Origin of the sequence: Bradyrhizobium sp. SPXBL-04 (assembly GCF_051853035.1) — a bacterium.
Taxonomy (GTDB): Bacteria; Pseudomonadota; Alphaproteobacteria; order Rhizobiales; family Xanthobacteraceae; genus Bradyrhizobium; species Bradyrhizobium zhanjiangense.
On the sequence record NZ_CP182472.1, the window covers coordinates 102,753 to 126,738 of the forward strand.

At 63.8% G+C, this 23,986-nt stretch carries 23 protein-coding genes and 1 tRNA gene; 11 read left to right on the forward strand and 13 right to left on the reverse strand.

The window, feature by feature from the left end:
• Positions 1–98 precede the first annotated feature (98 nt).
• From ACNJX8_RS00460 to ACNJX8_RS00495, 8 genes are all read left to right on the forward strand, one after another.
• Entirely contained in the window at positions 99–1,304 is a 1,206-nt protein-coding gene (locus ACNJX8_RS00460; RefSeq protein ID WP_439359239.1) for a CaiB/BaiF CoA transferase family protein, read from the forward strand.
• A 386-nt stretch (positions 1,305–1,690) separates the two neighbouring features.
• The gene (gene ugpB, locus ACNJX8_RS00465) at positions 1,691–3,007 is read left to right on the forward strand and encodes a sn-glycerol-3-phosphate ABC transporter substrate-binding protein UgpB (protein WP_128930433.1); all 1,317 of its coding nucleotides are present in this window, start codon (positions 1,691–1,693) and stop codon (positions 3,005–3,007) included.
• 49 nt (positions 3,008–3,056) lie between these two features.
• Positions 3,057–3,938, forward strand: a complete 882-nt coding sequence (ugpA, locus tag ACNJX8_RS00470; RefSeq protein WP_128930434.1) for a sn-glycerol-3-phosphate ABC transporter permease UgpA — start codon at positions 3,057–3,059, stop codon at positions 3,936–3,938.
• Positions 3,938–4,786: a sn-glycerol-3-phosphate ABC transporter permease UgpE gene (gene ugpE, locus ACNJX8_RS00475; RefSeq protein WP_128930435.1), complete on the forward strand. Its 849-nt coding sequence runs from the start codon at positions 3,938–3,940 to the stop codon at positions 4,784–4,786. The genes ugpA and ugpE overlap by 1 nt, the downstream gene beginning before the upstream one ends.
• Positions 4,787–4,806: 20 nt before the next feature.
• Complete coding sequence (locus ACNJX8_RS00480) at positions 4,807–5,889, forward strand: sn-glycerol-3-phosphate import ATP-binding protein UgpC (RefSeq protein ID WP_439359240.1); 1,083 nt, start codon at positions 4,807–4,809, stop codon at positions 5,887–5,889.
• Between the two features lie 310 nt (positions 5,890–6,199).
• Positions 6,200–6,625: an Hsp20 family protein gene (locus tag ACNJX8_RS00485; RefSeq protein WP_091882361.1), complete on the forward strand. Its 426-nt coding sequence runs from the start codon at positions 6,200–6,202 to the stop codon at positions 6,623–6,625.
• 50 nt (positions 6,626–6,675) lie between these two features.
• Positions 6,676–6,948, forward strand: a complete 273-nt coding sequence (locus tag ACNJX8_RS00490; protein WP_035704148.1) for a DUF1150 family protein — start codon at positions 6,676–6,678, stop codon at positions 6,946–6,948.
• A 189-nt stretch (positions 6,949–7,137) separates the two neighbouring features.
• A protein-coding gene (locus ACNJX8_RS00495; protein ID WP_439357590.1) for an IS3 family transposase occupies positions 7,138–8,312 on the forward strand; the annotation gives its coding sequence in 2 pieces (ribosomal slippage) (positions 7,138–7,432 and positions 7,432–8,312; 1,176 coding nt in all).
• A 312-nt stretch (positions 8,313–8,624) separates the two neighbouring features.
• Here the strand turns inward: ACNJX8_RS00495 and ptsN are convergent.
• The 8 genes from ptsN to ACNJX8_RS00535 all read right to left on the reverse strand — a co-directional run bounded on the left by ptsN (position 8,625) and on the right by ACNJX8_RS00535 (position 16,719).
• Positions 8,625–9,086 (reverse strand): PTS IIA-like nitrogen regulatory protein PtsN, encoded by a 462-nt coding sequence (gene ptsN, locus ACNJX8_RS00500; protein ID WP_091882367.1) that lies wholly within the window; start codon positions 9,084–9,086, stop codon positions 8,625–8,627.
• 208 nt (positions 9,087–9,294) lie between these two features.
• Positions 9,295–9,897 carry a ribosome hibernation-promoting factor, HPF/YfiA family gene (gene hpf, locus ACNJX8_RS00505; protein WP_128930437.1) on the reverse strand — a complete coding sequence of 201 codons (603 nt, stop codon included), beginning with the start codon at positions 9,895–9,897 and terminating at the stop codon, positions 9,295–9,297.
• Between the two features lie 189 nt (positions 9,898–10,086).
• Positions 10,087–11,721, reverse strand: a complete 1,635-nt coding sequence (gene rpoN / locus ACNJX8_RS00510; RefSeq protein ID WP_439359241.1) for an RNA polymerase factor sigma-54 — start codon at positions 11,719–11,721, stop codon at positions 10,087–10,089.
• 90 nt (positions 11,722–11,811) lie between these two features.
• Positions 11,812–12,822 (reverse strand): LPS export ABC transporter ATP-binding protein, encoded by a 1,011-nt coding sequence (lptB, locus tag ACNJX8_RS00515; RefSeq protein WP_128930439.1) that lies wholly within the window; start codon positions 12,820–12,822, stop codon positions 11,812–11,814.
• Between the two features lie 247 nt (positions 12,823–13,069).
• Positions 13,070–13,780 carry an LptA/OstA family protein gene (locus tag ACNJX8_RS00520; RefSeq protein ID WP_249758908.1) on the reverse strand — a complete coding sequence of 237 codons (711 nt, stop codon included), beginning with the start codon at positions 13,778–13,780 and terminating at the stop codon, positions 13,070–13,072.
• A gap of 5 nt (positions 13,781–13,785) precedes the next feature.
• The gene (lptC, locus tag ACNJX8_RS00525) at positions 13,786–14,520 is read right to left on the reverse strand and encodes an LPS export ABC transporter periplasmic protein LptC (protein WP_128930441.1); all 735 of its coding nucleotides are present in this window, start codon (positions 14,518–14,520) and stop codon (positions 13,786–13,788) included.
• 144 nt (positions 14,521–14,664) lie between these two features.
• Complete coding sequence (locus ACNJX8_RS00530) at positions 14,665–15,279, reverse strand: ribonuclease D (RefSeq protein WP_439359242.1); 615 nt, start codon at positions 15,277–15,279, stop codon at positions 14,665–14,667.
• Between the two features lie 114 nt (positions 15,280–15,393).
• Positions 15,394–16,719: a UbiA family prenyltransferase gene (locus ACNJX8_RS00535; protein ID WP_439359243.1), complete on the reverse strand. Its 1,326-nt coding sequence runs from the start codon at positions 16,717–16,719 to the stop codon at positions 15,394–15,396.
• Between the two features lie 282 nt (positions 16,720–17,001).
• Here ACNJX8_RS00535 and ACNJX8_RS00540 point away from each other — a divergent pair, with 282 nt between their 5' ends.
• Positions 17,002–18,273: an MFS transporter gene (locus ACNJX8_RS00540; RefSeq protein WP_439359244.1), complete on the forward strand. Its 1,272-nt coding sequence runs from the start codon at positions 17,002–17,004 to the stop codon at positions 18,271–18,273.
• Positions 18,274–18,360: 87 nt separating this feature from the next.
• On the opposite strand, the gene ACNJX8_RS00545 is transcribed toward ACNJX8_RS00540, so the two are convergent.
• Positions 18,361–18,837, reverse strand: a complete 477-nt coding sequence (locus tag ACNJX8_RS00545; RefSeq protein WP_128930445.1) for a MarR family winged helix-turn-helix transcriptional regulator — start codon at positions 18,835–18,837, stop codon at positions 18,361–18,363.
• A 94-nt stretch (positions 18,838–18,931) separates the two neighbouring features.
• On the opposite strand from ACNJX8_RS00545, the gene ACNJX8_RS00550 reads away from it, so the two are divergent.
• Positions 18,932–19,300 carry an antibiotic biosynthesis monooxygenase family protein gene (locus ACNJX8_RS00550; protein WP_128940732.1) on the forward strand — a complete coding sequence of 123 codons (369 nt, stop codon included), beginning with the start codon at positions 18,932–18,934 and terminating at the stop codon, positions 19,298–19,300.
• Positions 19,301–19,529: 229 nt separating this feature from the next.
• Here the strand turns inward: ACNJX8_RS00550 and ACNJX8_RS00555 are convergent.
• Positions 19,530–19,616, reverse strand: a tRNA-Leu gene (locus ACNJX8_RS00555).
• A 152-nt stretch (positions 19,617–19,768) separates the two neighbouring features.
• On the opposite strand from ACNJX8_RS00555, the gene ACNJX8_RS00560 reads away from it, so the two are divergent.
• Positions 19,769–20,734, forward strand: a complete 966-nt coding sequence (locus ACNJX8_RS00560) for a complex I NDUFA9 subunit family protein (RefSeq protein ID WP_439359245.1) — start codon at positions 19,769–19,771, stop codon at positions 20,732–20,734.
• A gap of 149 nt (positions 20,735–20,883) precedes the next feature.
• Here ACNJX8_RS00560 and ACNJX8_RS00565 read toward each other — a convergent pair whose 3' ends face one another.
• From ACNJX8_RS00565 to ACNJX8_RS00575, 3 genes are all read right to left on the reverse strand, one after another.
• Positions 20,884–21,624, reverse strand: coding sequence for an SDR family oxidoreductase (locus ACNJX8_RS00565; protein WP_439359246.1), 741 nt, complete (start codon positions 21,622–21,624; stop codon positions 20,884–20,886).
• A gap of 3 nt (positions 21,625–21,627) precedes the next feature.
• Positions 21,628–22,953: an FAD-binding oxidoreductase gene (locus tag ACNJX8_RS00570; protein WP_439359247.1), complete on the reverse strand. Its 1,326-nt coding sequence runs from the start codon at positions 22,951–22,953 to the stop codon at positions 21,628–21,630.
• A 219-nt stretch (positions 22,954–23,172) separates the two neighbouring features.
• On the reverse strand, positions 23,173–23,979 hold the full coding sequence (locus tag ACNJX8_RS00575) for an undecaprenyl-diphosphate phosphatase (RefSeq protein ID WP_249758921.1): 807 nt from the start codon (positions 23,977–23,979) through the stop codon (positions 23,173–23,175).
• Positions 23,980–23,986 lie beyond the last annotated feature (7 nt).

Sequence of the window (23,986 nt, forward strand, 5' to 3'; positions counted from 1 at the left end):
ACGCTGCGGCGCATACGGCCCTACGCGCGGGGCCATTGCTGGCGTGCACGAACCTCGCTAGGCCTGTGATCAAACGTCGACACAGGGGAAGCGAAGGCATGAGTTCTGAAGCCGCCACAGGTGCCATGAGCGGATTGCGCGTCATCGATCTCACGCGCGTGCTCGGCGGTCCCTATTGCACCCAGATCCTCGCCGACCATGGCGCCGACGTCATCAAGGTCGAGCCGCCCGCGGGCGACGAGGTGCGCGAATGGGGCCCTCCCTTCCACGAGGAGGACGCGGCCTACTTCGTCGGCATCAACCGCAACAAGCGCTCGATCGGCCTCGACCTCGCCTCCGAGGGCGGCCGTGCCGTGCTGCTGAAGATGCTGGAGACGGCCGACGTCCTGATCGAGAATTTCAAGCCGGGCACCCTTGAGAAATGGGGCATCGGCAACGAAGTGCTGCGCGCAAAATTCCCGCGCCTCGTGCATTGTCGGATCTGCGGCTTCGGCGCCGACGGCCCGCGTGGCGGCAATCCCGGCTATGACGCCATCATCCAGGCCATGACCGGCATGATCGCCGCGACCGGCTCACCGGAGAGCGGGCCGATGCGGATCGGCGTGCCGCTGGTCGACATCACCACCGGCCTTTATGCGGCGATCGGCATCCTGATGGCGCTGTCGGAGCGCCAGCGTTCAGGCCAGGGCCAGTTCCTGGAGACGACGCTGTACGAGACCGGCCTTGCCATCATGCATCCGCACACCGCGAATTATTTCATGCATGGCAAGCCGCCCTCGCTCACCGGCAACGAGCATCCCAACCTCGTGCCCTACGCGATCTTCCCGACGAAAACCGACAACATCTTCATCGGGGTCGGCAATGACGGCACCTTCCGCAAGCTCTGTAAGGAGATCGGCAAGCCCGAGCTCGGCACCGATCCGCGCTTTGCCCGCAACAAGGACCGCATCGCCAATCGCGAGGCGCTGCGCGCCGAGCTCGCCGTCGTGTTCAGCCAGCATGAGGCCGAGCCGCTGTGCAATCGCCTGCTCGCGGCCGGCCTGCCGGCAGGCCCGGTGCAGAAAATCGACCAGGCGCTGACCAACCCGCACACGATCGCGCGCGGCGATATCATCGAGAAGGACTGGTACAAGGGCGTGGCCTCGCCGATCCGGCTCGATCGCAGCAAGCCCAGCCTGCGCCGCCTGCCGCCGAAATTCAGCCAGCACTCGGCTGAGGTGCTGGGCGAGTTCGGCTACTCCAGGGCGGAGATCGAAGCGATGGTCGAAAAGGGCGTGGTCTGCGGCCCCGAGCGCAAGCGCTGAGATAAGAGAGATTGAGCGGCGGCGCCGGTCCGCTCCCTCCCCCGCTTGCGGGGGAGGGCTGGGGAGAGGGTGTCTCCAAAACGGGACAATCCCCAAGCGGAGAGAGCCCTCACCCGCGCCTTCGGCGCGACCTCTCCCGCAAGCGGGAGAGGTTAATCTGCGGCCGCATCGAGCCCCCATGCCACTCTCCTTTCGCGGCAACACCGCACTTGTCGTGATGCTGCACCGCGAGCGTAGGAGGCTGCCCCTTCGTCTTCGCCTATTTTCCGGCTTCCCTTTTCCAGCGCTTGCCGCTTTCGTTTCGGCCGCTTACACAGTCATGTGAACGTCATATGGCGCTGCTAGCGCAAGCGCTTCTTTATTGACGGGCAAGGGAGGTTTTCTTGATGGCTCTTCGACATTTTGGTGCGGCTGCGGCTGTTGCAATCACGGTTGGCTTGTCGGCCTCGCCGGCCCTGGCCGTGACTGAAATCCAGTGGTGGCACGCGATGACCGGCGCCAACAACGACGTCATCGTCAAGCTCGCGAACGACTTCAACGCGTCGCAGAGCGATTACAAGGTGATCCCGACCTACAAAGGCAATTACGCCGACACGATGAACGCCGGCATCGCCGCCTTCCGCGCCGGCAACGCCCCGCACATCATGCAAGTGTTCGAGGTCGGCACCGCGACCATGATGGCCGCAACCGGCGCGGTGAAGCCGGTGTACAAGCTGATGGCCGAGACCGGCGAGAAATTCGATCCGAAGGCCTATCTGCCCGCGATCACCGGCTACTACTCGACCTCGAAGGGCGAGATGCTGTCCTTCCCCTTCAACTCGTCATCGACGGTGATGTGGGTGAACCTCGACGAGCTGAAGAAGGCCAATGTCGAGATCCCGAAGACCTGGCCTCAGGTGTTCGACGCCGCCAAGAAGCTGCACGACAACGGCCATCCGACCTGCGGCTTCTCCAACTCCTGGGTCACCTGGGTCAATCTCGAGCAGCTCTCCGCCTGGCACAACGTGCCGCTGTCGACCAAGGCCAACGGCCTCGACGGTTTCGACACCGTGCTCGAGTTCAACAGCCCGGTCCAGGTCAAGCACCTCGAGAAGCTGGTCGAGCTCCAGAAGGACAAGACCTACGACTATGCCGGCCGCACCAACACCGGTGAAGGCCGCTTCACGTCAGGCGAATGCCCGCTCTATCTGACCTCCTCGGCATTCTTCGGCAACGTCAAGGCGCAGGCCAAGTTCAACTTCACCGCCGTCCCGATGCCCTACTATCCCGACGTGAAGGGCGCGCCGCAGAACTCGATCATCGGCGGTGCCTCGCTCTGGGTCATGGGTGGCAAGTCGGCCGACGATTATAAGGGTGTCGCGAAATTCCTGAGCTTCCTCTCCGATACCGATCGCCAAGTCTACATCCACAAGGCCTCGGGCTATCTGCCGATCACCAAGGCGGCCTATGAGAAGGCCAAGGCGGAAGGCTTCTACAAGGATCAGCCCTATCTCGAGACCCCGCTGCTCGAGCTGACCAACAAGGAGCCGACCGAGAACTCCCGCGGCCTGCGCCTCGGCAACATGGTTCAGCTCCGTGACGTCTGGTCGGAAGAGATCGAGCAGGCGCTCGCCGGCAAGAAGACCGCCAAGCAGGCGCTGGATGCCGCCGTCGAGCGCGGCAACACGATGCTGCGCCAGTTCGAAAAGACCGCCGTCAAGTGAGGCGATCAGCGGCAGGCCGGTAACCCGGCCTGCCGCTCCTGCGGGCATCATGCAAAAGCAAGCCATTTTCCAATCGAAGCTATTGCCCTACGCGCTGGTTGCGCCGCAGCTCGCGATCGTGCTGATTTTCTTCTATTGGCCGGCCTTGCAGGCGGTGATCCAGTCCTACCTGCTCCAGGACGCCTTCGGTCTTTCGACCAGCTTCGTCTGGTTCGACAATTATCTCGAACTTCTGAAGGACCGCGCCTATTTCGAGGCGATCGTGCGGACCTTCTTCTTCTCGTTCGCCATCGCAGTCTCGTCGCTGTCGTTTGCGCTGCTGCTCGCGGTGATGGCGGACAAGCCGCTGCGCGGCTCGATGCTCTACCGCACGCTCTTGATCTGGCCCTATGCGGTGGCGCCGCCGGTCGTCGGCGTGCTCTGGATCTTCATGCTGCACCCCTCGCTGGGTGTGCTCTCGCGCTATGTGCGCGCCTTGGGCGTCGACTGGAATCCGCTGCTCGACGGCGACCAGGCCGCAACGCTGATCATCCTCGCCGCCGCCTGGAAGCAGATCTCCTACAACTTCCTGTTCTTCCTCGCCGGCCTCCAGAGCATCCCGAGAAGCGTGCTTGAGGCGGCCGCGATCGACGGCGCGCGCCCGATGCGCCGATTCTGGACCGTGACGTTCCCACTGCTGTCGCCGACCATCTTCTTCCTGCTGGTCGTCAACATCGTCTACGCCTTCTTCGACACCTTCGGCATCATCGATACCATGACCCGCGGCGGTCCCGGCAAGTCGACGGAGACGCTGGTCTACAAGGTCTATTCCGACGGCCTGCTCGGCGGCAATCTCGGCAGCTCCGCGGCGCAATCGGTGATCCTGATGATCATGGTGATCGTGCTGACCGGAATCCAGTTCCGCTTCGTCGAACGCAAGGTGACCTACTGATGGTCGAGCAAGAGGGCATCAGGCGCTACGTCGCTCATATCATCCTCTGGATCGGGATCGCGATCGTCGCGTTCCCCGTCTACATCGCGATCGTCGCCTCGACCCAGGACAACGCCCTGATAGCGAACGGACAGATGTCGCTGCTGCCCGGCGGCCATTTCTTCCAGACTTACTACCAGACCATCTTCGTCGGCACGAGCGGCTCGACCCGCGAGCCAGTCGGCAACATGATGCTGAACTCGCTGGTGATGGCGCTCTTGATCGCGGTCGGCAAGATCGCGATCTCGATCATCTCGGCCTATGCGATCGTCTATTTCCGCTTTCCGTTCCGGATGCCGATCTTCTGGCTCATCTTCATCACCCTGATGCTGCCGGTCGAGGTGCGCATCTATCCGACCTACAAGATCGTCGCCGATCTGCACATGCTCGACAGCTATGCCGGCCTGTCGCTGCCGCTGATCGCGTCGGCCACCGCAACGCTGCTGTTCCGCCAGTTCTTCATGACGGTGCCGGACGAACTTTTGGAAGCCTCGCGCATCGACGGCGCCGGCCCCTTGCGCTTCTTCTGGGATACGCTGCTGCCGCTGTCGCGCACCAACATGGCGGCGCTGTTCGTGATCCTGTTCATCCTCGGCTGGAATCAATATCTCTGGCCACTGCTGATCACCACCCGCGACGACATGCAGACGATCCAGATCGGCATCCGCAAGATGATCACCACCAGCGACGCACTCACCGAATGGCCGATCGTGATGGCAACTGCCGTGCTGGCCATGCTGCCGCCGGTGTTCGTCGTCGTCGCCATGCAGAAGCTGTTCGTGCGCGGACTGGTCGAGACGGAAAAGTAGGTTCTTGGAAATGAGTTTTCATGGCTAACGTCACCCTGCGCAGCGTCCGCAAGACCTATCCCGGCGGCTTCGAAGCCATCAAGGGCGTCGACGTCGATGTCGGCGACGGCCAGTTCTGCGTACTGGTCGGCCCCTCGGGCTGCGGCAAGTCCACATTGCTGCGCATGGTCGCGGGGCTGGAGACCGTCACCGGCGGCGAGATCGACATCGGCGGCCGTGTCGTCAACCAGGTCGAGCCGGCCGATCGCGACATCGCGATGGTGTTCCAGAACTACGCGCTCTATCCGCATATGAGCGTCTACAACAACATGGCCTACGGCCTGCGCAACCGCGGCATGGCGGAAGCCGAGATCAAGACCCGCGTCGAGGAAGCCGCGCGCGTGCTCGAGCTCTCCGCCATGCTCGAGCGCAAGCCGCGCCAGCTCTCCGGCGGCCAGCGCCAGCGCGTCGCCATGGGCCGCGCCATCGTGCGCCAGCCAAAAGTGTTCCTGTTCGACGAGCCGCTGTCCAATCTCGACGCCAAGCTGCGCATCGCGATGCGGGTCGAGATCCGCAAATTGCAGCGCCGCCTCAACACCACGTCGATCTACGTCACCCATGATCAGCTCGAGGCGATGACGCTCGCCGACATCCTGGTGGTGATGAACGGCGGCCAGGTCGAGCAGGTCGGCAACCCCCTCGCGATCTACGAGAAGCCGGCCACCACCTTCGTCGCCTCCTTCATCGGGGCACCACCGATGAATCTGATGTCGACGCGCCCTGACGAGATCAGATCGCAGCTCAATGGTGTAGGCGAGGCCGGCATCCTAGGCATCCGCCCGGAGGATTTCGTCATCACCGACCAGACCCCGGCCGGCGGCGTAGCGCTGCCGCTCACCGTTGAGGCGATCGAGCGCGTCGGTGCCGAAACCTTCGTCTACGGCTCGCGCCAGCAGGAGGAGCAGCGCGTCGCCGCCACCCCCGGCGAGCTGCCGCCGGGCGAGGTCATCGTCCGCATTCCCGGAACCGAGGCCCCCGCCATCGGCCAGAACATCCGCGTCGCGGCGGTGCGCCAAAAGCTGCACCTGTTCAGCGGCGACGGGCGCAAGCGGATCGAGGCCTGACCGGTTCCAGGGGCCGGCCAACCAAAAAGTGCGAAAACAACCCCATGCACAGTAGAAGGGGCTTGTTTTCGTTACGATAAATCGAGACTCGTCATGCCCGGGCTTGTCCCGGGCATCCAGGTTCTTGGCGCCGCGGGTAAGATCGTGGATGGCCGGGACAAGCCCGGCCATCACGACCGGAAAGGCCCATCCACAGCCTCCCCGGCTACCTGCTTGAACCGCCTTGGGGATATGCCCATATTGCTGACCAAGGGGTGCCGCTTCCGGGCCCTGAAACACCAAAGTCGCTTCTGCGAGGACTTTGTAAACTATGTCTCGTGTTCCAACGCTCTCCAGTCCCTTTCTGCTGGGCTTCGACGAGATCGAGCGCGTGCTCGATCGGGTCGTCAAAGGCGCCGACGGTTATCCTCCCTACAATATCGAGAGGTGCGACCGCGCGGATGGCCAGCCCGAGCGTTTGCGCATCACGCTGGCGGTCGCCGGATTCACCCGCGACCAACTCGATGTAACCATTGAGGAAAACCAGCTCGTGATCCGCGGGCGGCAGCAGGACGACAAGACCCGGCAATACATCCATCGCGGCATCGCCGCGCGCCACTTCCAGCGCACCTTCGTGCTGGCGGAGGGGATGCAGGTGCTGGGCGCGGATCTGAAGAACGGGCTGTTGTCGATCGATCTGGCCCGGCCTGAACCGGAGAGGATCGTTAAGACAATCGCTATCAATGAGCACGAATAATGGAACGAGTAGCGGACTCGACCGCTTAGTGTTCCAGAGGAGTCGAGACCATGAGTGAAGGTCACGTTGCGTTCGAATATGAAGCCAAGAATGTCTCTCCGGAGACGCTGGCAACACTCGGCGAAGGTCATATCGCCTATGTGAAGCAGATCCGCTCCGAGGACGTGCCAGACCTGTTCCCCGAGGCGCCCAAGATTGCGCCGGGCCTCAAGCTCTTCGCGCTCCACGCCGCCGACGGCACGCCGATCATGCTGACCGACAGCCGGGAAGCCGCGATCGCCAACGCCTGGAGCAACGAGCTGCAAGCGGTGAGCGTGCACTGAGCGCACGCGCGTTCGCACGAATAGAGTTTCAAGCGGGCATGCCTTCACGCGAAGGCGTGCCCGTTTTCATTTCGAGCGATATCCTCTCGGCATCGTCATTGCGAGGAGCGAAGCGACGAAGCAATCCAGAAATCCTGAGCCTCCCCTAAATCGGTGGACACCTATAGCTTAGGCAGCGAGAGGTGTCAGATGGCGAAACGGCAGCGACGCTCGTATTCGGACGAGTACAAGCGGCAGGCAGTTGATCTGGTTTTGTCGAGCGGCCGTTCGGCGAAGTCGGTATCGAAGGAGCTCGGGCTGGACGGCTCCGTGCTCAGCCGATGGGTGAAGGAGCGGAGCACGGTAGCAGCCGGCGGCAGCGCCGCGGCGCCCACGTCGCAAGCGGCGGTGCCGTCGGCGGCCCAAGCTGACGTGATCGCCCGGTTGCAGCGGGAAAACGAACAGTTGCGTATGGAGCGCGACATTTTAAAAAAGTCGATCGCGATCTTTGCTGGACCCAGGACATGAAGTTCCGCTTCATCGAAGATCGCCGCGCCGACTATCCGGTTAAGATCATGTGCCGTGTCCTCGGCGTCTCGCCTGCGGGCTACTATGCTTGGCGGTCGCGCCCGGAAAGCCCCCGGGCCGCTGCCAATCGAGAGTTGCTGCAGGACATCAAGCGGGTTCATCGCGACAGTCATGGTCGCTATGGCAGCCCGCGCATTCATGTCGAACTCAAGGCCCAGGGACACCATGCAAGCCGTGGCCGAATCGAGCGGCAGATGCGCTGCCATGGCGTTCGAGCCATCTCGGCCGGGCCGCGACGATGCCGCACCACCGATAGCGGGCATGGCTTCCCGATCGCGCCCAACTTGCTCGGCCGGAACTTCTCGGCCGCCATGCGCAATCAGGTCTGGCTCGCCGACATCACCTATGTCTGGACCGGCCAAGGATGGTTGTACCTGGCCGCCATCATGGATCTGTACAGTCGCCGTATCGTGGGCTGGGCGATGGACGACCATCTGCGCGCCGAATTGCCGCTCGCCGCATTAAGGATGGCGATCAAGGGGCAAAAGCCCGGCGCCGGCCTGATCCATCACTCCGATCGCGGCATCCAATATGCTTCAACCGAGTACCGCCAAGCGCTGCAAGCCGCCGGCGTCCGGCCTTCGATGAGCCGCAGAGCCGACTGCTACGACAACGCCCCGATGGAAAGCTTCTTCCACACGCTCAAGTCCGAACTGATCCATCACCGTCAATATCCGACCCGCGATGAAGCTGAGCGCGACATCTTCGCCTACGTCGAGGGCTTCTACAATCAACACCGCAGACACTCGGCCATCGGCTATATCAGCCCAGTCGAGATGGAGCTAAAATCGGCTTGAACGCTGTCCACTTTTTTGGGGGAAGATCATCCCTCCGCAGAGAGATTCTGGATTGCTTCGCTTCGCTCGCAATGACGGAGTGTGAGGCTACAAGGTGCTCAACTCTCGTGTCCCGGACGCGGTGCAGCGCGAAGCGTTGCGGCGCAGAGCCGGGACCCAGAAAGCAACACGCACAATGTGGAGACATGGGCCCCAGCTCTGCGGCGCACCGCGCTCGACGATGCTTCGCATCGCGAGGGAAGCGCTGCGCTGCGTCCGGGGCACGGGAGCGAGTTGCGACGCTCTCTCGCTAGTCGGCAATGACGAAATAGATCAGGCCGCCGTCGCCGGCGGCAGCGCCAGCACTGAATAGATCGCCTGGGCGTCACGCGAGGCGCGGAGTTTTTTGGCGATGTCCTGGTCGCGCAGCAGGCGGGCGATGCGGGCGAGGGCTTTGAGGTGGTCGGCGCCGGCGCCTTCGGGAGCGAGCAGCAGGAAGACGAGATCGACCGGCTGGCCGTCCATCGATTCGAAATCGATCGGACGATCGAGGCGCGCGAACAGGCCGAAGATCTTGTCCAGCTTGGGCAGCTTGCCGTGGGGAATGGCAACGCCATAGCCGACTGCGGTGGTGCCGAGCTTTTCGCGCTGAAGCAGCACTTCGAAGACGGAGCGCTCGTTCTGCCCGGTCAGCTCGGCGGCCTTGGCCGCGAGTTCCTGCAAGGCTTGCTTCTTGCTGTTGACTTTCAATGCCGGGAGAATCGCCTCGGGTGCGACCAGATCGGTAATCGGCATGGAAGCTTTCCGAGGTGAATTAAACCGTCAGTTCCGATTTGGCCATCTTGGAAGACCAAGCTGAGCCGGCGTCAATAACATGAAGCAGGAGGGGGACTTAGCCCGGTCCTGATGTGGGGCGCTTCTACTCCAACGCAATCCCGGTGCCAACTCCCGCGTGCGGCTTTGCCCACGGTCATTGTTAAGGCTTGCGGAGGGTACGGAACCATTAACCGTCCACCTTGCGGTCTGTTTTGCCGCCCGGAGGGTCGATCCAGCCCACATTGCCGTCGGCGCGGCGGTAAATGATGTTCACCCGGCCCGAGGAGCCGTGCTGGAACACCAGGCAAGGCGCCCCGCTGAGGTCGAGTTCCATGACGGCCTCGCTGACCGACAGCGACTTGAGCGAGGTGGTTTGCTCCGCGATGATCACGGGGCTGTAGCCGGAGACCTCGTCCTCGCCCTCGGGCGCCTCGAGCACATAGCTCGTGGCATTGAGCGCAGCCATCGCCTCGGTGGCGGCATGGGCCTTGCGGGCGGAACGGTCCTTGAGGCGGTTCTTGTAGCGGCGCAGCCGCTTCTCGATCATCAGCAGCGCCTGGTCGGCGCTGGCATAGGCATCCGGCGCGTTCGAATCGGCTTCCAGGGTGATTCCCGAATCGAGGTGCAGCGCGCAATCGGTGCGGAAGCCGAAGCCGTCCTTGCTCAGCGTGATGTGGCCGGAATAGTTGCCGTCGAAATATTTGCGCAGCACCTCGTCGGTGCGGTCGGCAACGCGGCCGCGCAGGGCCTCGCCGACGTTGATGCTCTTGCCCGAAATCCGGAGAGTCATGTGATGCCTCGCTTGGTTTGCGCCTCAGCTGCGATGACGGATCACCGCAGCTGAAGTTGTTCCCTGCGCATGATCTCCCCGCAAACGCGTTCCGCATTTGTCGGGAGGGAAAACCTTTTCCGGATCATGCGCATGCTTGGATCGGTCTCAATGGGGAGGTGAGAGTAGCGCGATTTCGCCCCGGCGCAATCAGGCCGGCTCGGTGTTGCGGGAACGATCGGACATTGCGGTGGAGAGGACGTTACCAAGAGCGCTCTGCTTGTCGCGGCGACGTTGCACCGAGGAGGGTATGCGCATGGCTTCGCGGTACTTCGCGACCGTGCGGCGGGCAATATCAATGCCCGAGGCGCGCAAGCGTTCCACGATGGTGTCATCCGACAGGATCGCCGTGGGCTCTTCCGAATCGATCAGCTGCTTGATGTGGTGGCGAACGGCTTCGGCGGAATGCGCCTCGCCGCCGTCGGCCGAGGCGATCGAGGCCGTGAAGAAATATTTCAGCTCGAACGTGCCGCGATTGGTTGCCATGTATTTGTTGGCGGTGACGCGCGACACCGTGGATTCATGCATCTGGATGGCATCGGCGACGGCCTTGAGATTGAGCGGCCGCAAGTGTGCCACGCCATGGGTGAAGAAGCCGTCCTGCTGGCGCACGATCTCGGTTGCAACTTTCAGGATGGTGCGGGCGCGCTGGTCGAGCGCGCGCACCAGCCAGGTCGCGTTCTGAAGCGCATCGGTGAAGTAGGACTTGTCGCCGTCCTTGCCGATCTTCTTCGACAGCTCGGAATAGTAGGTCTGGTTGACCAGCACGCGCGGCAGGGTGTCGCTGTTGAGTTCGACGTGCCAGCCGCCGTCGGGACCCGGGCGGACATAGACGTCGGGCACCATGGTCTGGAGCCGCGCCGAGCCGAACTTCATGCCGGGCTTGGGATTGAGGCGGCGGATCTCGCCGATCATGTCGGCGATGTCCTCGTCGTCGACTCCGCAAAGCTTGCGCAAGGACGCGATGTCGCGTTTGGCGAGGAGATCGAGATGCTCGACCAGCGCCTGCATGGCCGGATCGTAGCGGTCGAGCTCGCGCAGCTGGATCGCCAGGCATTCGCTCAAATTGCGCGCACAGACGCCGGGCGGATCGAATTTTTGCAGCACGGCAAGGACGTCCTCGACATCCTGTTGCGATGCGCCGAGACGCTCAGCGGCCTGGCCGAGATCCGGCGGCAGGTAGCCGGCCTCATCGACGAGGTCGATCAGGTACTGGCCGATCATGCGCTGCGCCGGCGCGGTGAAGGCGACCGAGAGTTGCTCGGCAAGATGGTCGGCGAGCGTCATCTCGGCGGCGACGAAGGCCTCGAGATTGTAGTCTTCATCCCCGGAGGCGCCGCCGCCCCACTCGGTGTAGGTCGTCGGCGCGGCGTCCTGGGCATTGCGCGCAGCCGCCTCGGCCGGCTCCTCGGAGAAAACGTTGTCGAGGCCGGTGTCCAGGGTCTGCTCGATCTCGGCGCGGGTGCCGAGATCCTTGCTCATCCATTCTTCCTGGCCGGGCTCGAAGGCCTCCGCGGTGCCACCAAAGCCATCGTCGCCAAAACTGTCGCCGTTACCATCGTCTTGGCCGCGGGCCTCCTCGCCGTACTGGCCGGCGTCGGCGGAAGCTTCGCCGCCGGCTTCGTCATTGGCCCGCTCCAGCAGCGGGTTACGCTCGAGTTCCTCCTCCACGAAGGTCGTGAGATCGAGATTGGACAATTGCAGCAGCTTGATCGCCTGCATCAGCTGCGGCGTCATGACCAGCGACTGCGATTGCCGGAACTCTAATCTCTGCGTGAGCGCCATGAAGCAAGAACCGTTCCCAAAAATTGGTCCGATTTTTGCTTACCCTAGTCCGGGCCCGATGTACACGTCTTGACGAAACGCAAAAACGGGCTAGAGGCGGAATTCCTCGCCAAGGTAAAGCCGGCGCACGTCTGGATCGGCGACGATCTCATCCGGGGTACCCTCGGTCAGGATTTCACCGGCATAGACGATGTAGGCACGATCGGTGAGGCCGAGCGTCTCGCGCACATTGTGGTCGGTGATCAAGACGCCGATGCCGCGATTGGTGAGATGGCGGACGAGGTCCTGGATGTCGCCGACCGCGATCGGATCGATGCCGGCGAAGGGCTCGTCGAGCAGCATGTAGTTCGGCCGCGTCGCCAGCGCGCGCGCGATCTCGACGCGGCGGCGCTCACCGCCTGATAGCGCGATCGACGGCGATTTCCGCAGGCGCGTGATGTTGAACTCGTCGAGCAGCGAATCGAGCTGCTGCTCGCGCTTCTTGCGCGAGGGCTCGACCACTTCGAGCACGGCGCGGATGTTCTGCTCGACGGTGAGGCCACGGAAGATCGAGGCCTCCTGCGGCAGATAGCCGATGCCGAGCCGCGCGCGCTGATACATCGGGAGTTTCGTGACGTCGTGGCCGTCGAGCTCGATGGCGCCGCGATCGGCCTTGATCAGGCCGGTGATCATGTAGAACACGGTGGTCTTGCCGGCGCCGTTCGGGCCGAGCAAGCCGACGGCTTCGCCACGGCGCACATAGATGCTGACGCCGCGCACGACCTGGCGGCTGCCAAAAGCCTTTTCCACGCTATGCACAGCCAGGAAGCCCGGCCGCCGCAGCAGCTGCGGTCCGCCCGTGCCATTGGACCTGCTGGCGGCCCTGACGGGGTGAACCGCCTGCGGACGCGGCGGCTCGGCTTGATAGTCGGCCTGGTAGTCGCCCTGGAATTGGTCGGGCGCCCGCATCGCCTGGTCACGGGCGAGCGGCGGCGCGTCCCGCACTGGGCTGGTCACGAGACCGCCAACGTTGTCACCGAGCGCGGTGATGTCCTGACGCGCAAACCCTGGCCGGCCGCGTTTGGCGGGGCGCCGACGGAACATGCTGAAGAGATCGACCATCCCCGCCTTCTAGCCTTTCACGACGATCCTGCACGACAATCCTGCACGATGATCCGCGCGTGATCCCGCGATCTGCCACCCCGGCCTTGTGATCCGCCGGTGCAGCATGGGTGAAGGGATGTCTCATGCCCAGTGAAACACGCCCGAAAAGCGGCGAACCCCGCTTCGAAAGCCCTTCGCGCTAGATACAGTCTTGCCGGGCAAGCTTCAACCTCGGATCGGGAGCATCCGACACAAGTGCTTGAATTTACTTTTGTTTACTTGCGCCCGGTAACTGCAAAGGCGGCGCCGTGCCGGGTTTGGCGCCCTGGCCGCAATCACTGCTGCCGCCCTGCGGCAGCAGGGCCTGGACGCGGCCGCTGTCGGATTCCACACGTGAGACGCCGGTCGTCATGTCGACCATCAGACGGTCGCCGCGCAGCACGTTCTTGCACTGCGTCAAGACCACGCCGCCGATCATGGTGATGAGGTTGGTCTTGGTATCGAACACGGCGGTCTCGCCCGTTACCACCTGGTCCTTCTGGGTGACCACGACATTGCCGCGCGCCTCCAGCCGCTTGATCGCGGAGCTGCCGCCCGGACCGGGCGTTGCCGACTGCATCGGCGCCGCCTTCGCGCCCTTCGCCGCGGGCTGCGGCGTGGCCGGCTTATCGCCGCCGCTCGACTCGTAAAACACCACAAGCGTTTTCGAGGTCATGGTGGTGTCGCCCTGCACGACCTTCACATTGCCGGCGAAGGTCGCCTCCTTCTTCTTGTCGCGCATCTCGAGCGAGGCGGCCTCGATCTGGATCGGCTGATCGCGGTTTTGCGAAAAGCCCTGCATCGCGTTGGGCACGCCTTGCATCGTGCTCTGGGCCACCGCGCCACCTGTTGCCATCAGCACGACGGTGGCGGCAAGCGCGGCCGCGTTGATGATGGCGCTCCGCTTGTTGTCGTTGCGCGAAAAAAAACTGATCATGAAAATCACTTTGAATTGGCAGACTTGTTCTGAGGCGTGCGCGTCTTCGCAGGTGGCGCTGGATCGGGTGGCGCAGGCTGCGCGGCGGCGGTGTCGTCCAGCTTGTCGAGGTGCATCACCACGTTGCCCTCGAAGCGGATGAGATCGCCGCCCTCAGTGATCCGCAGCCGGTCCGCAGTCAGCGTGCCGTTGGTCAGCTTGACGTCGACGCGCTCGTCGGAAGTGACCGTGCCTTTGTTCATGTCGACGAAGGCGGAGTTCAGCCGCGCCTCGTAGCCGGTGGAGGTACGCAGCAAGATGTCCTTGTGCAGATCGAGCTGCTGCTGCTTGTTGTCGAAACGGCCGGTGCGAGCGTCGAGGAACAGGGTGGATTGATCCTCCATCAGGACCTTCGCGCGCAGATCGGCGAGATCGACATGATCGGGGTCGGTGATGTCCTGCGTCGCGGTCTTGGCCCAGAGCTCGTAGGGCCGCTGGTCCGGGGTGAAGCCGGCGAGATGCGGCGATTCCATCGTGATCTTGGTGCCCGACACCACCATGTTTCCGGAATCGAGCGGCAGCTTCGGCATCAGCATGCGGAACGGATTGAAGACCGACACGCCGACGATGGCGGCCATGGACAGCAGCACCGCGCCCGGCACCGCGACACGCAGAATCCGCACCAGGCGGCTGTGGCGCGCCGCGCTGGCAAACTTCGCCGCAAGCGCGGCGTCGTAGGTGGGATTCTGGGCCGAGTTCACCGCTGCTCCAGCGTGTCGCTAACCTTGTCCAGTCGAAGGCGCCCCATTGTACCCGGCGCCGCCGAAATATGCAGCCGGCGACAGGCCGTTACGAAAGTGTCCGAAACGGGGCGGCAGCCCTGAACCTGGCGACCACAGGAGGCGTCAGGAATGCGCGAAAATGTCCTCTTCCGCCCAACCCTGCAGGTCGAGCAGGGCGCGGGTCGGCAGGAAGTCGAAACAGGCCTGCGCCAGCTGGGTGCGGCCTTCCCGCACCAGCATGGCATCGAGCCGCTCGCGCAGGCCGTGCAGATGCAGCACGTCGGAGGCGGCATAGGCGAGCTGCGGCTCGGTCAGGCTGTCGGAGCCCCAGTCGCTGGACTGCTGCTGCTTGGAGAGGTCGATGTTGAGCACCTCGCGCACGAGGTCTTTCAGGCCATGGCGGTCGGTATAGGTGCGGGTCAGGCGGGAGGCGATCTTGGTGCAGTAGATCGGCCCGGTCATGACCCCGAAGGTCTGGTACAACACCGCGACATCGAACCGCGCAAAGTGGAAGATCTTGGTGATGGCGGGATTGGCCAGCAGCGCCTTCAGATTCGGCGCGTCGGTGTGGCCCTTGGGGATCTGCACCACGTCGGCACTGCCGTCGCCGGGCGAGAGCTGCACCACGCAGAGCCGGTCGCGGTGCGGGTTCAGCCCCATGGTCTCGGTGTCGATCGCCACCGCTCCGGTGTAGCGGGACAAGTCGGGCAGGTCGCCGCGATGCAGGCGTACGGTCATGGCGTTTCAAAACCTCGAATCGGTCTGTCGGCAGAATAGGCTAATCGGGATTACCCGCGATGTATCCACTCGCAGCACGCCGCGCAAGCGCCGGCCGTGACCTTACGGGCCCGGTCAGATCGCCGCCAGCATGATGCAGATCATCGCCGCCACCGTGATGCGGCTGGGGCCGTCGCGGAAAGCGTAGAGAATCGGATCGTCAGGCATCTCGCGGCGATGCGCCATCATCAGGGCGCGGCCGAACCAGTAGAGCAGCAGCGGGTTGAGCAGCCATAGCATCCAGGGGCGGCTGTAGAGCGGCGTCACTGCGGAGGAGGAGACGTAGAGCGAGAACACGGTCACCGCGTTCATCGCGCTCGCCGCCGCCATCGCGGCGATGACATGCAGATCGGTGATCCTGTAGTCGCGGTTGGAGGGATCGGCGAGGCCGGCGCTCTCGCGCATGCTGAGCTCGCTGAAGCGCTTGATCAGCGCCAGCGAGGTGAACACGAACAGCGAGAAGATCAACAGCCATTCCGACAGCACCACGCCGACGCCGACGGCGCCAGCGATGATGCGCAAGCTGTAGAGGCCCGCCAGCGTCACCACGTCGACCAGCATCTTGCGCTTGAGCGCGAGCGAATAGGCGATCGTGGTGACGAGGTAGGCGCCGAGCACGCCGAGGAAGAGGGGCGAGATGCAGAGGCCGGCGACGAGCGCGAACAGCCACAGTGCAGGAATCGCTGACAGCGCGGAGGAGATCGGCAAATCGCCGGCCGCGAGCGCGCGATGGCGCTTGGTTGGATGCTGCCGATCGGCCGCGAGATCCAAGAGATCGTTCATCAGATAGGCGCCCGATGCGCAGGCCGAGAACGCCATGAACGCCAGCAGCGCATAGCCGAGCGTCGAAAGGTTCAGCTGATGCGCGGTGAGCGCCGGCACGAACACCAGCGTGTTCTTGGCATATTGATAGATGCGCAGCGCCTTGGCCCAGGTTTTTAGGCTGACGCGACTTCCGCCTCGGTTGTCGATGCGCTCGACCGCGCCGCGATCGAACGGCAACGTGTTGCCCGCAGCAAGATCGGCCGGCGTCACGACGCCGTCAAAACCAAGATGCGCGGCAATGCCCGTCGCATGATCGACGAAACGTCCGGCGACGAGATAGATCTTCGCGCCCCGCGCCCGCGCCGCCAGCGCCCGGTTCAGCACATCGGAATCATAGGGCAGATGGGCATAGTCGATCTCGGCCCGCGCCAGAATTTCCGTGAGCGCCGCCATGCCCGCCCGTCCGCCTGCGCCGAAGCGGGCCAGCATGCGGCCAGGCGCGCTGAATAGCGCTTCCATCAGCAGTTCGGAACGCAGCAGAGCGCCTTCCAGATCGACGACAAGCGTCCGCCCAGCCGCCGCAATCGCCGACGGTGTCGGGGCGCCAGGATCATACTGCCGGGCAGGCTGCTCCATCCGAAAATGCTCTTACTTGCCGCCAAATGACCGGCCCAAAGGCCGGGGAGCAGGGGAAATGGACGGCCGCGAGCCTAAGCGGCATTCGCTAAGGGCGGCTTAATTCCGAGTAGGAGGGGGGCGGACGATCTCCCGCCGAAGGCCCTGTTGCCCAAATCCCACAACCCGCGCGCGCGTCCTGTTCCGGCAGAGCTTTTGCCTTGCGCCCTGTGGACATCGTCCCAGCCCACCCTATCTGCCAGTTTCTCGCGCCCCCGTCGCCCTCACCCTGAATCAGGTGCCATGACCGAACAGACGCTCGCTGCGCCCGTCGACGACCCAAGGGAACGCCAACGCGGCTTTTCGCGCTATCAGGCGCTCCTCATCGCGCTGCTCGCGTTCACGCAGTTCACGATCATCCTCGATTTCATCATCATGTCGCCGCTCGGCGCCATCCTGATGCCCTCGCTCAACATCACGGCCGGGCAGTTCGGCGTCGCGGTGTCGGCCTACGCGTTCAGTGCGGGGATCTCGGGCATCCTGGCCGCCGGCTTTGCCGATCGCTTCGATCGCAAGCGCCTGCTCTTGTTCTTCTATGTCGGCTTCACGCTCGGAACGATGCTCTGCGCCGCCGCGCAGACCTACCATGTGCTGCTGCTCGGCAGGATCGTGACCGGATTGTTCGGCGGCGTGATCGGCTCGGTCGTGCTCGCCATCGTCACCGACCTGTTTCCGCTGCAACTGCGCGGCCGCGTGATGGGCTTCATCCAGACCGCGTTTGCCGCGAGCCAGGTGCTCGGCATTCCCGCCGGGCTGTTTCTCGCCAATCACTGGAACTGGCATGTCTGCTTCGCCGCGATCGTCGTGGTGTCGATCGCCGCGATCGCGATCATCGCCCTGGTCATGGAGCCGGTCGATGCGCACCTGAAATTGAAGCAGGACAGAAACCCGTTCCGCCATCTGATCGCGACGATCGGACAGACGCGCTATACGCTGGCCTTCGCCGTCACGACGCTGCTGGCGACCGGCGGCTACATGCTGATGCCGTTCTCCAGCGCCTTCACCGTGCACAATCTCGGCATCGATATTACGCATCTGCCGACGATCTATCTCGTCTCTGGCCTGTTCAGCATCGTCACCGGGCCGCTGGTCGGCAGGGCGAGCGACGCGTTCGGCAAATACCCGACCTTCGTGTTCGGCAGCGTGGTGTCGGTGATCATGGTGCTGATCTACACCCATCTCGGCCACGTCTCGCTGGCGACCGCGATCCTCGTCAACGTCTTGATGTTCGTCGGCATCTTCTCGCGCATGATCCCGTCGCAGGCCTTGATGTCGGCGATCCCCGACGCGAGCCAGCGCGGCTCGTTCAGCGCGGTCAGCGCCTCGCTGCAGCAGCTCTCCGGCGGGCTCGGCTCGGTGCTCGCCGCAGGCATCATCGCGCAGCAGGCCGACGGCTCGCTGATCCATTTCGACCGCCTAGGCTACATCGTCGTCGCGACCTCGATCGTCTCGCTGGTCGCGATGTATTTTGTGCAGAAGGCGGTGGCGGAGCGGGCGGGGAAGCGGGTGGTGTGAGGGCGGCGGGCTGATTTGTACTACAGAGGCACCGTTGTGGCGGCGATACTTCGGCGATCCCAATAAGTCATCGTCCGAACCGCTGGACTAGCCTCGCTCTTCAGGCTCATCGTTGCTCTCCAGTTTCTTCCGTAGCGCCGTGACGACACGGTGAACGGCTTGCAGGTCCTTGACTGCGAGCCCTTCCGAAAGGCCGTTGGCCCACGGCGCCTGCAAAGCCATGGCAGCGTCGAAAGTGCGCCGTCCCTTATCGGTCAGGACGACAAGTTGCGCTCGCCGGTGATGCGGGTTGGCCTCGAGCGCCACAAGCCCTTCCGCGAGAAGGTCGTTGACGATCCGCTGCACGTTCTGGCGATTGGCACCCAGATCGCGGGCAATCCATGCGACTGGCTGGGGGCGCTCGGCGTGCACGATGGCGCCGAGGATTTGCCAGCGGGCGCTCGTGAGCCCGAGGCGGGCCACCAAGCGGTCGCCTGCGGTCAAGAGCAGGCTGTTCAACCGGAACAGGTCAAGCATGAGGTTGGTCAGGGCATCGCCGGCTGGCGTGCGTTCGGATTTCAGCATATGTCACCATAAATCTATATTGACATTATAATGTCAAGTTGATATATAGCATCGTACCATAATGACATCATGCAACCAACCTCACGGAGGCTTCATGTCGCACCTACGCCCACTGGACCCCGCCTTTCCGATCGATCGTCAGCTCGGCATCGATACCAGCCCTGTCGTGCTGGTGAATGTCTTCACGCTCGACAAGGCCGACGAGCAGAGCTTCCTCCAGGTCTGGCAGGACGATGCCGCCTTCATGAAGCGGCAGCCGGGCTTCATCTCCACCCAGCTTCACCGCGCGATCGGCGAAAGCCCGACCTATCTGAACTATGCCGTCTGGGAATCGACCGCCCACTTCCGGGCTGCGTTCACGCACCCTGAGTTCAGATCGAAGATCTCGGCCTATCCCTCGTCCGCCGTCGCCTCTCCGCACCTGTTCCAGAAGGTCGCCGTGCCCGGCATCTGCGTCGCGTAGCTCGCTTCGAAAACGGCGGGATCCGATGACCAAGATCATCCACTCGATAGCGGGCGCGGTCGCACTGACGACTGTTGCGACCTTTGACTCCCGATTTCCGAAAGGCAATGATGATGAAATTGGAGATCCGGGACTCCTAGAGTCCATAAACGCTGTGTCCCGGCCTTGTGTACCGGTTAGCGGCTCAATTTCCCTGCAAATGAGCGATTTCAACCACTTGGGTTGGGGATGGTGCCCAGGAAAGGACTCGAACCTTCACGGCCGTTAAGCCACTGGCACCTGAAGCCAGCGCGTCTACCAATTCCACCACCTGGGCATGCCGTTTGGGGCACGGAGGCGGTTACTACGGTTCGGTGACGCCGTTGTCAATTCATGCGTGAAGCCTGCATTGGGATGCCGATTGCGCATCGCAAACCGGCCCGATACAAGCCTGACAACACGTTACCCCACCTGCAGGAACCGACCCCCATGGCATCGAATCTGGACACGCTCGTCACGATTTTCGGCGGATCGGGGTTTTTGGGCCGGAATGTCGTCCGCGCCCTGTGCAAGCGCGATTACCGGATCCGGGTGGCGGTGCGGCGGCCGGAACTGGCCGGATACCTCCAGCCCTCCGGCAAGGTTGGGCAGGTCCACACCGTGCAGGCGAACCTGCGCTATCCGGCCTCGGTCGAGGCGGCGCTGCGTGATTCGCATGTCGTGATCAACCTCGTGGGCGTCCTCACCGAGGGCGGCCAGCAGACCTTTGACGCCGTCCAGGCCAAGGGTGCCGAAACCGTCGCCAAGGCGGCGGCGGCCGCCGGCGCCAGCCTGGTGCATGTCTCCGCCATCGGCGCCGACGCCAAATCGCCCTCGCGCTACGCCAAGGCCAAGGCGGCCGGGGAGGAGGCGGTAAGGGCAGCCGTGCCGTCGGCGACGATCTTCCGTCCCTCCCTGATGTTCGGGCCCGAGGACCAGTTCACCAACCGCTTTGCCGCGCTGGCCCGGATTTCGCCGGTGCTGCCGCTGATCGGCGGCGAGACCAAGGTACAGCCGGTCTATGTCGCCGACGTCGCCACTGCGATCGCCGACGCCGTCGACGGCAAGGCCAAGGCGGGCGCGACCTACGAGCTCGGCGGGCCGGACGTGCTGACCATGCGCGCGATCATCGAGGCCATCCTCGCAATCACCAATCGCGAGCGGATGCTGATCCCGCTGCCGTTCGGGCTCGCCCGCTTCAAGGCTAACTTCCTGCAATTCGCGCCGGGCGCGCTGAAGCTGACACCGGACCAGGTCACGATGCTCGAGCTCGACAATGTCGTGTCGGATGCGGCGAAGGCGGCGGGCCTGACGCTGGAAGGGCTCGGCATCACGGCCGATTCGCTCGACACCATTGCCCCGCAATATCTCTGGCGCTTCCGCGCGGCGGGCCAGTTTCAGCGCAAGAGCGCGTGAGGTTGACACCTCTCCCGCTTGCGGGAGAGGTCGCCGCGAAGCGGCGGGTGAGGGCTTTCTCGTCATCGGGAGTCTCTCTGTGGAGACACCCTTTCCCCGACCCTCCCCCGCAAGCGGGGGAGGGAGCGCACCGCCGGTGCGGATACACCTCAAAACTTCAGCTTCTTGAACACCGCTTCGGGCAGCGTCTTGATGATCAGCATCACCAGGCGCCACTTGCCGCTGACATAGACGACGTCGGTTTTGCTCTCGACGGCCTGAAGGATCGCATCGCCGACCACCGGCGCTTCGACCGTGAGCGGGCCGATCAGCTTCATGCCTTCCGTCATCTTGGTGCGGACGAAGCCGGGCTTGACGGTGACGACGTGCACGCCACCGCGGCTGGCGCGGGCACGCAGGCCCGACAGGAACGCGGAGAAGCCGGCCTTGGCCGAACCATAGACATAGTTCGAGGCGCGGCCGCGATCGCCGGCAACGGACGACACGCCGACGATCGTGCCATTGCCGCGGCCTAAAAACTTTTCGGCGAACAGGCCGAGGATCAGCGACGGGCCTTCGTAGTTGGAGCGCATGATCGTGGTGGCGTGGGCGAGATCGCTCTCGGCGGTCTCCTGCACACCGAGCAGGCCGACGATCGAGACAACGACGTCAGGCAACGCCGGCAGGCCGCCGACAAAGCTCTCGAACGACGCAGTGTCGAGCACATCGAATTTATAGAGTCCGACCTCGATGTTGTAGCGCGCGCGCAGATCGGCGGCATCAGGCTCCAGCACGGCGACGTCGCGGCCGGCGAGGCCGACATCGTATCCCGCTTTGGCAAAGGCGCGCGCGGCGGCGCGGCCGATATCGGAGGAGCCACCCAGCACCAATACGGACTTGCGTGACGTCACGGCCTAGACCTCATCAAACAGGCGTTGTGAAAGTTTCGAGCGGATGGTCCCGGCGGGATCGAGCGATTTGCGGATCGCGTTGAAGCGCGACAAGGCCGGATAGCCGGCGGCGAACGTCGCGCGCGACTGACGCGCATCCTTGGCGAGATACAGCCGGCCGCCGGCAGCGACGACCAGGCGATCGATCTCGTCGAGGAAATTCAGGATGTCGCCCCTCAGCGGGAAATCCAGCGCCAGCGTGTAGCCGGGCAGCGGAAACGACAGGATGCCGTCGCCCTGCCCGAGCTTCTTGAGCACGGCGAGGAAGGAGGCATCGCCGCGACGCGCGACGCGCTCGAGGATGTCGCCGAGCACCGCGCGTGCCCCCTGCTCCGGGACCACGCATTGATGCTGAAGGAAGCCGCGCTTGCCATAGATGCGATTCCAGTCTTTGAGGCTGTCGAGCGGAAAGAAATACGGATAGAGCGAGACCACCTGGCTGCCGCCGGCGCGCCGCGCGCCCATGCGGTAGTAGAGCTCATTAAAGGCGCGGATGCTGGTGCGGTTCAGCGTCATCGAGGGCAGATCGACGGGCACGCGGAGGCCGGGATCCTTGCCGACAGGGAATGCAGCGGCGTCAGCGGCGAGCTCGTCTTTGCCGGCGTGCTCGCCGAGATAAATCAGCGCGCGGCCGAGATCCTTGCCGCCCGCGACACAATCGATCCAGGCCACCGAATAGGTCGCGGAATCGCTCGCATCGAGCGCGCGCATCGCCGCGTCGAGGTCGGATGCGGAGATCACCCGCTCGCGGATCCATCCCGTTTCGGCCGGACGCAACCGCATCGTCGCTTCCAGGATGATTCCGGTCAGGCCCATGCCCCCGACGGTCGCAAAGAACGCATCGGAGTTCTGTTCGCGCGAGGCTTCGATCACCTCGCCCTGTCCGGTTCGCAGCAAAATACTCTCGACATAGCGGCCGAAGCCGCCCTCGCAATGATGGTTCTTGCCATGAACGTCGGCCGCAATCGCGCCGCCGATCGACACGAAGCGCGTGCCGGGAACGACGAAGGGCAGGAAGCCGCGTGGGCCGAATGTCTCGATCAGGTCCGACAGCAGCACGCCGGCCTCGAGGCGGATGCGTCCGGTCGCCGGATCGAACCACCTGATCCGGTCGAATCCCGTCATCGCGACGGTTCTGGCGGCGCCGATCGCGGCATCGCCATAGGCGCGGCCATTGCCGCGCGCGACGGTGCCAGCCGAGACAGCCTCGCCCACCGCCGCGAACGAGCGCGGCCGCAGCACATCGCTATCGACGACCGGGAAGCGCCCCCAGCCGCTGACGAGGGTCATGGTTCAGCTCCTGTGCCGGGCTCCGCCCGGCGCTGGAAACTGACTACCGATCAAAAGCTTATTTTGCGTTGAAAACGCTCTTCCAGCCGAGCGGCGTAGCCCGGATGGAGCTAGCGGATCGGCGCGAAACGCCGCCCGATGGCGCAATCCGGGATCGTGCAACAAGCGACGCCGGCCCCGGATTACGCTAGCGCTCCATCCGGGCTACAGCCAGGCGCTTTAGTGCCCCAGCGCCAGCGCGACCAGGCCGAGCGTGCCGACGATGACGCGCCACCAGGCGAACAGCATGAAACCGTGCCGAGTGACGTAGGTCAAAAACGTCTTGACCACGATGATCGCGGTGATGAACGACACCACGAAGCCGATCGTGACGATGTTCATGTGATCCATCGTCATCTCGGAGCGGTTCTTGTAGAAATCGTAGGCGAACGCGCCGATCATGGTGGGGATGGCGAGGAAGAACGAGAACTCCGCCGCCGCGCGCTTGTCCGCACCGAGTAGCATGGCGGCCACGATGCTGGCGCCGGAACGCGACACGCCCGGGATCATCGCCACGCACTGCGCGATGCCGATATAGAGATACATCAACAGCGGAAACTTGGTGGCATCAAACTCGCGCGGCTTGAGCTCGAGCCTGTCGACCCAGAGCAGGATGGCGCCGCCGACGATCAGCGTGAAGCACACGACCCACGGATTGAACAGCATGAGCTTGATGTACTTGCCGGCGACGAGGCCGACGATCACGGCCGGCAGGAACGCCACCAGCACGCCGATCACGAAGCGGCGCGCATAGGCATCGCCCGTGAACAGGCCAATCGCGACGTCCCAGAGCTTCCTGAAGTAGAGCCCGACGATCGCGAGGATCGCACCCAGCTGGATCAGAACCGTAAACGAATCCCAGAAGGCTCCTTCGCCGAGGTGGAAGAAGCGCTCGGCAAGCAAGAGGTGGCCGGTCGAGGACACGGGAAGGAACTCGGTCACACCCTCGATGATGCCGAGGATCACTGCCCGTATTGCATCTGACATATTTACG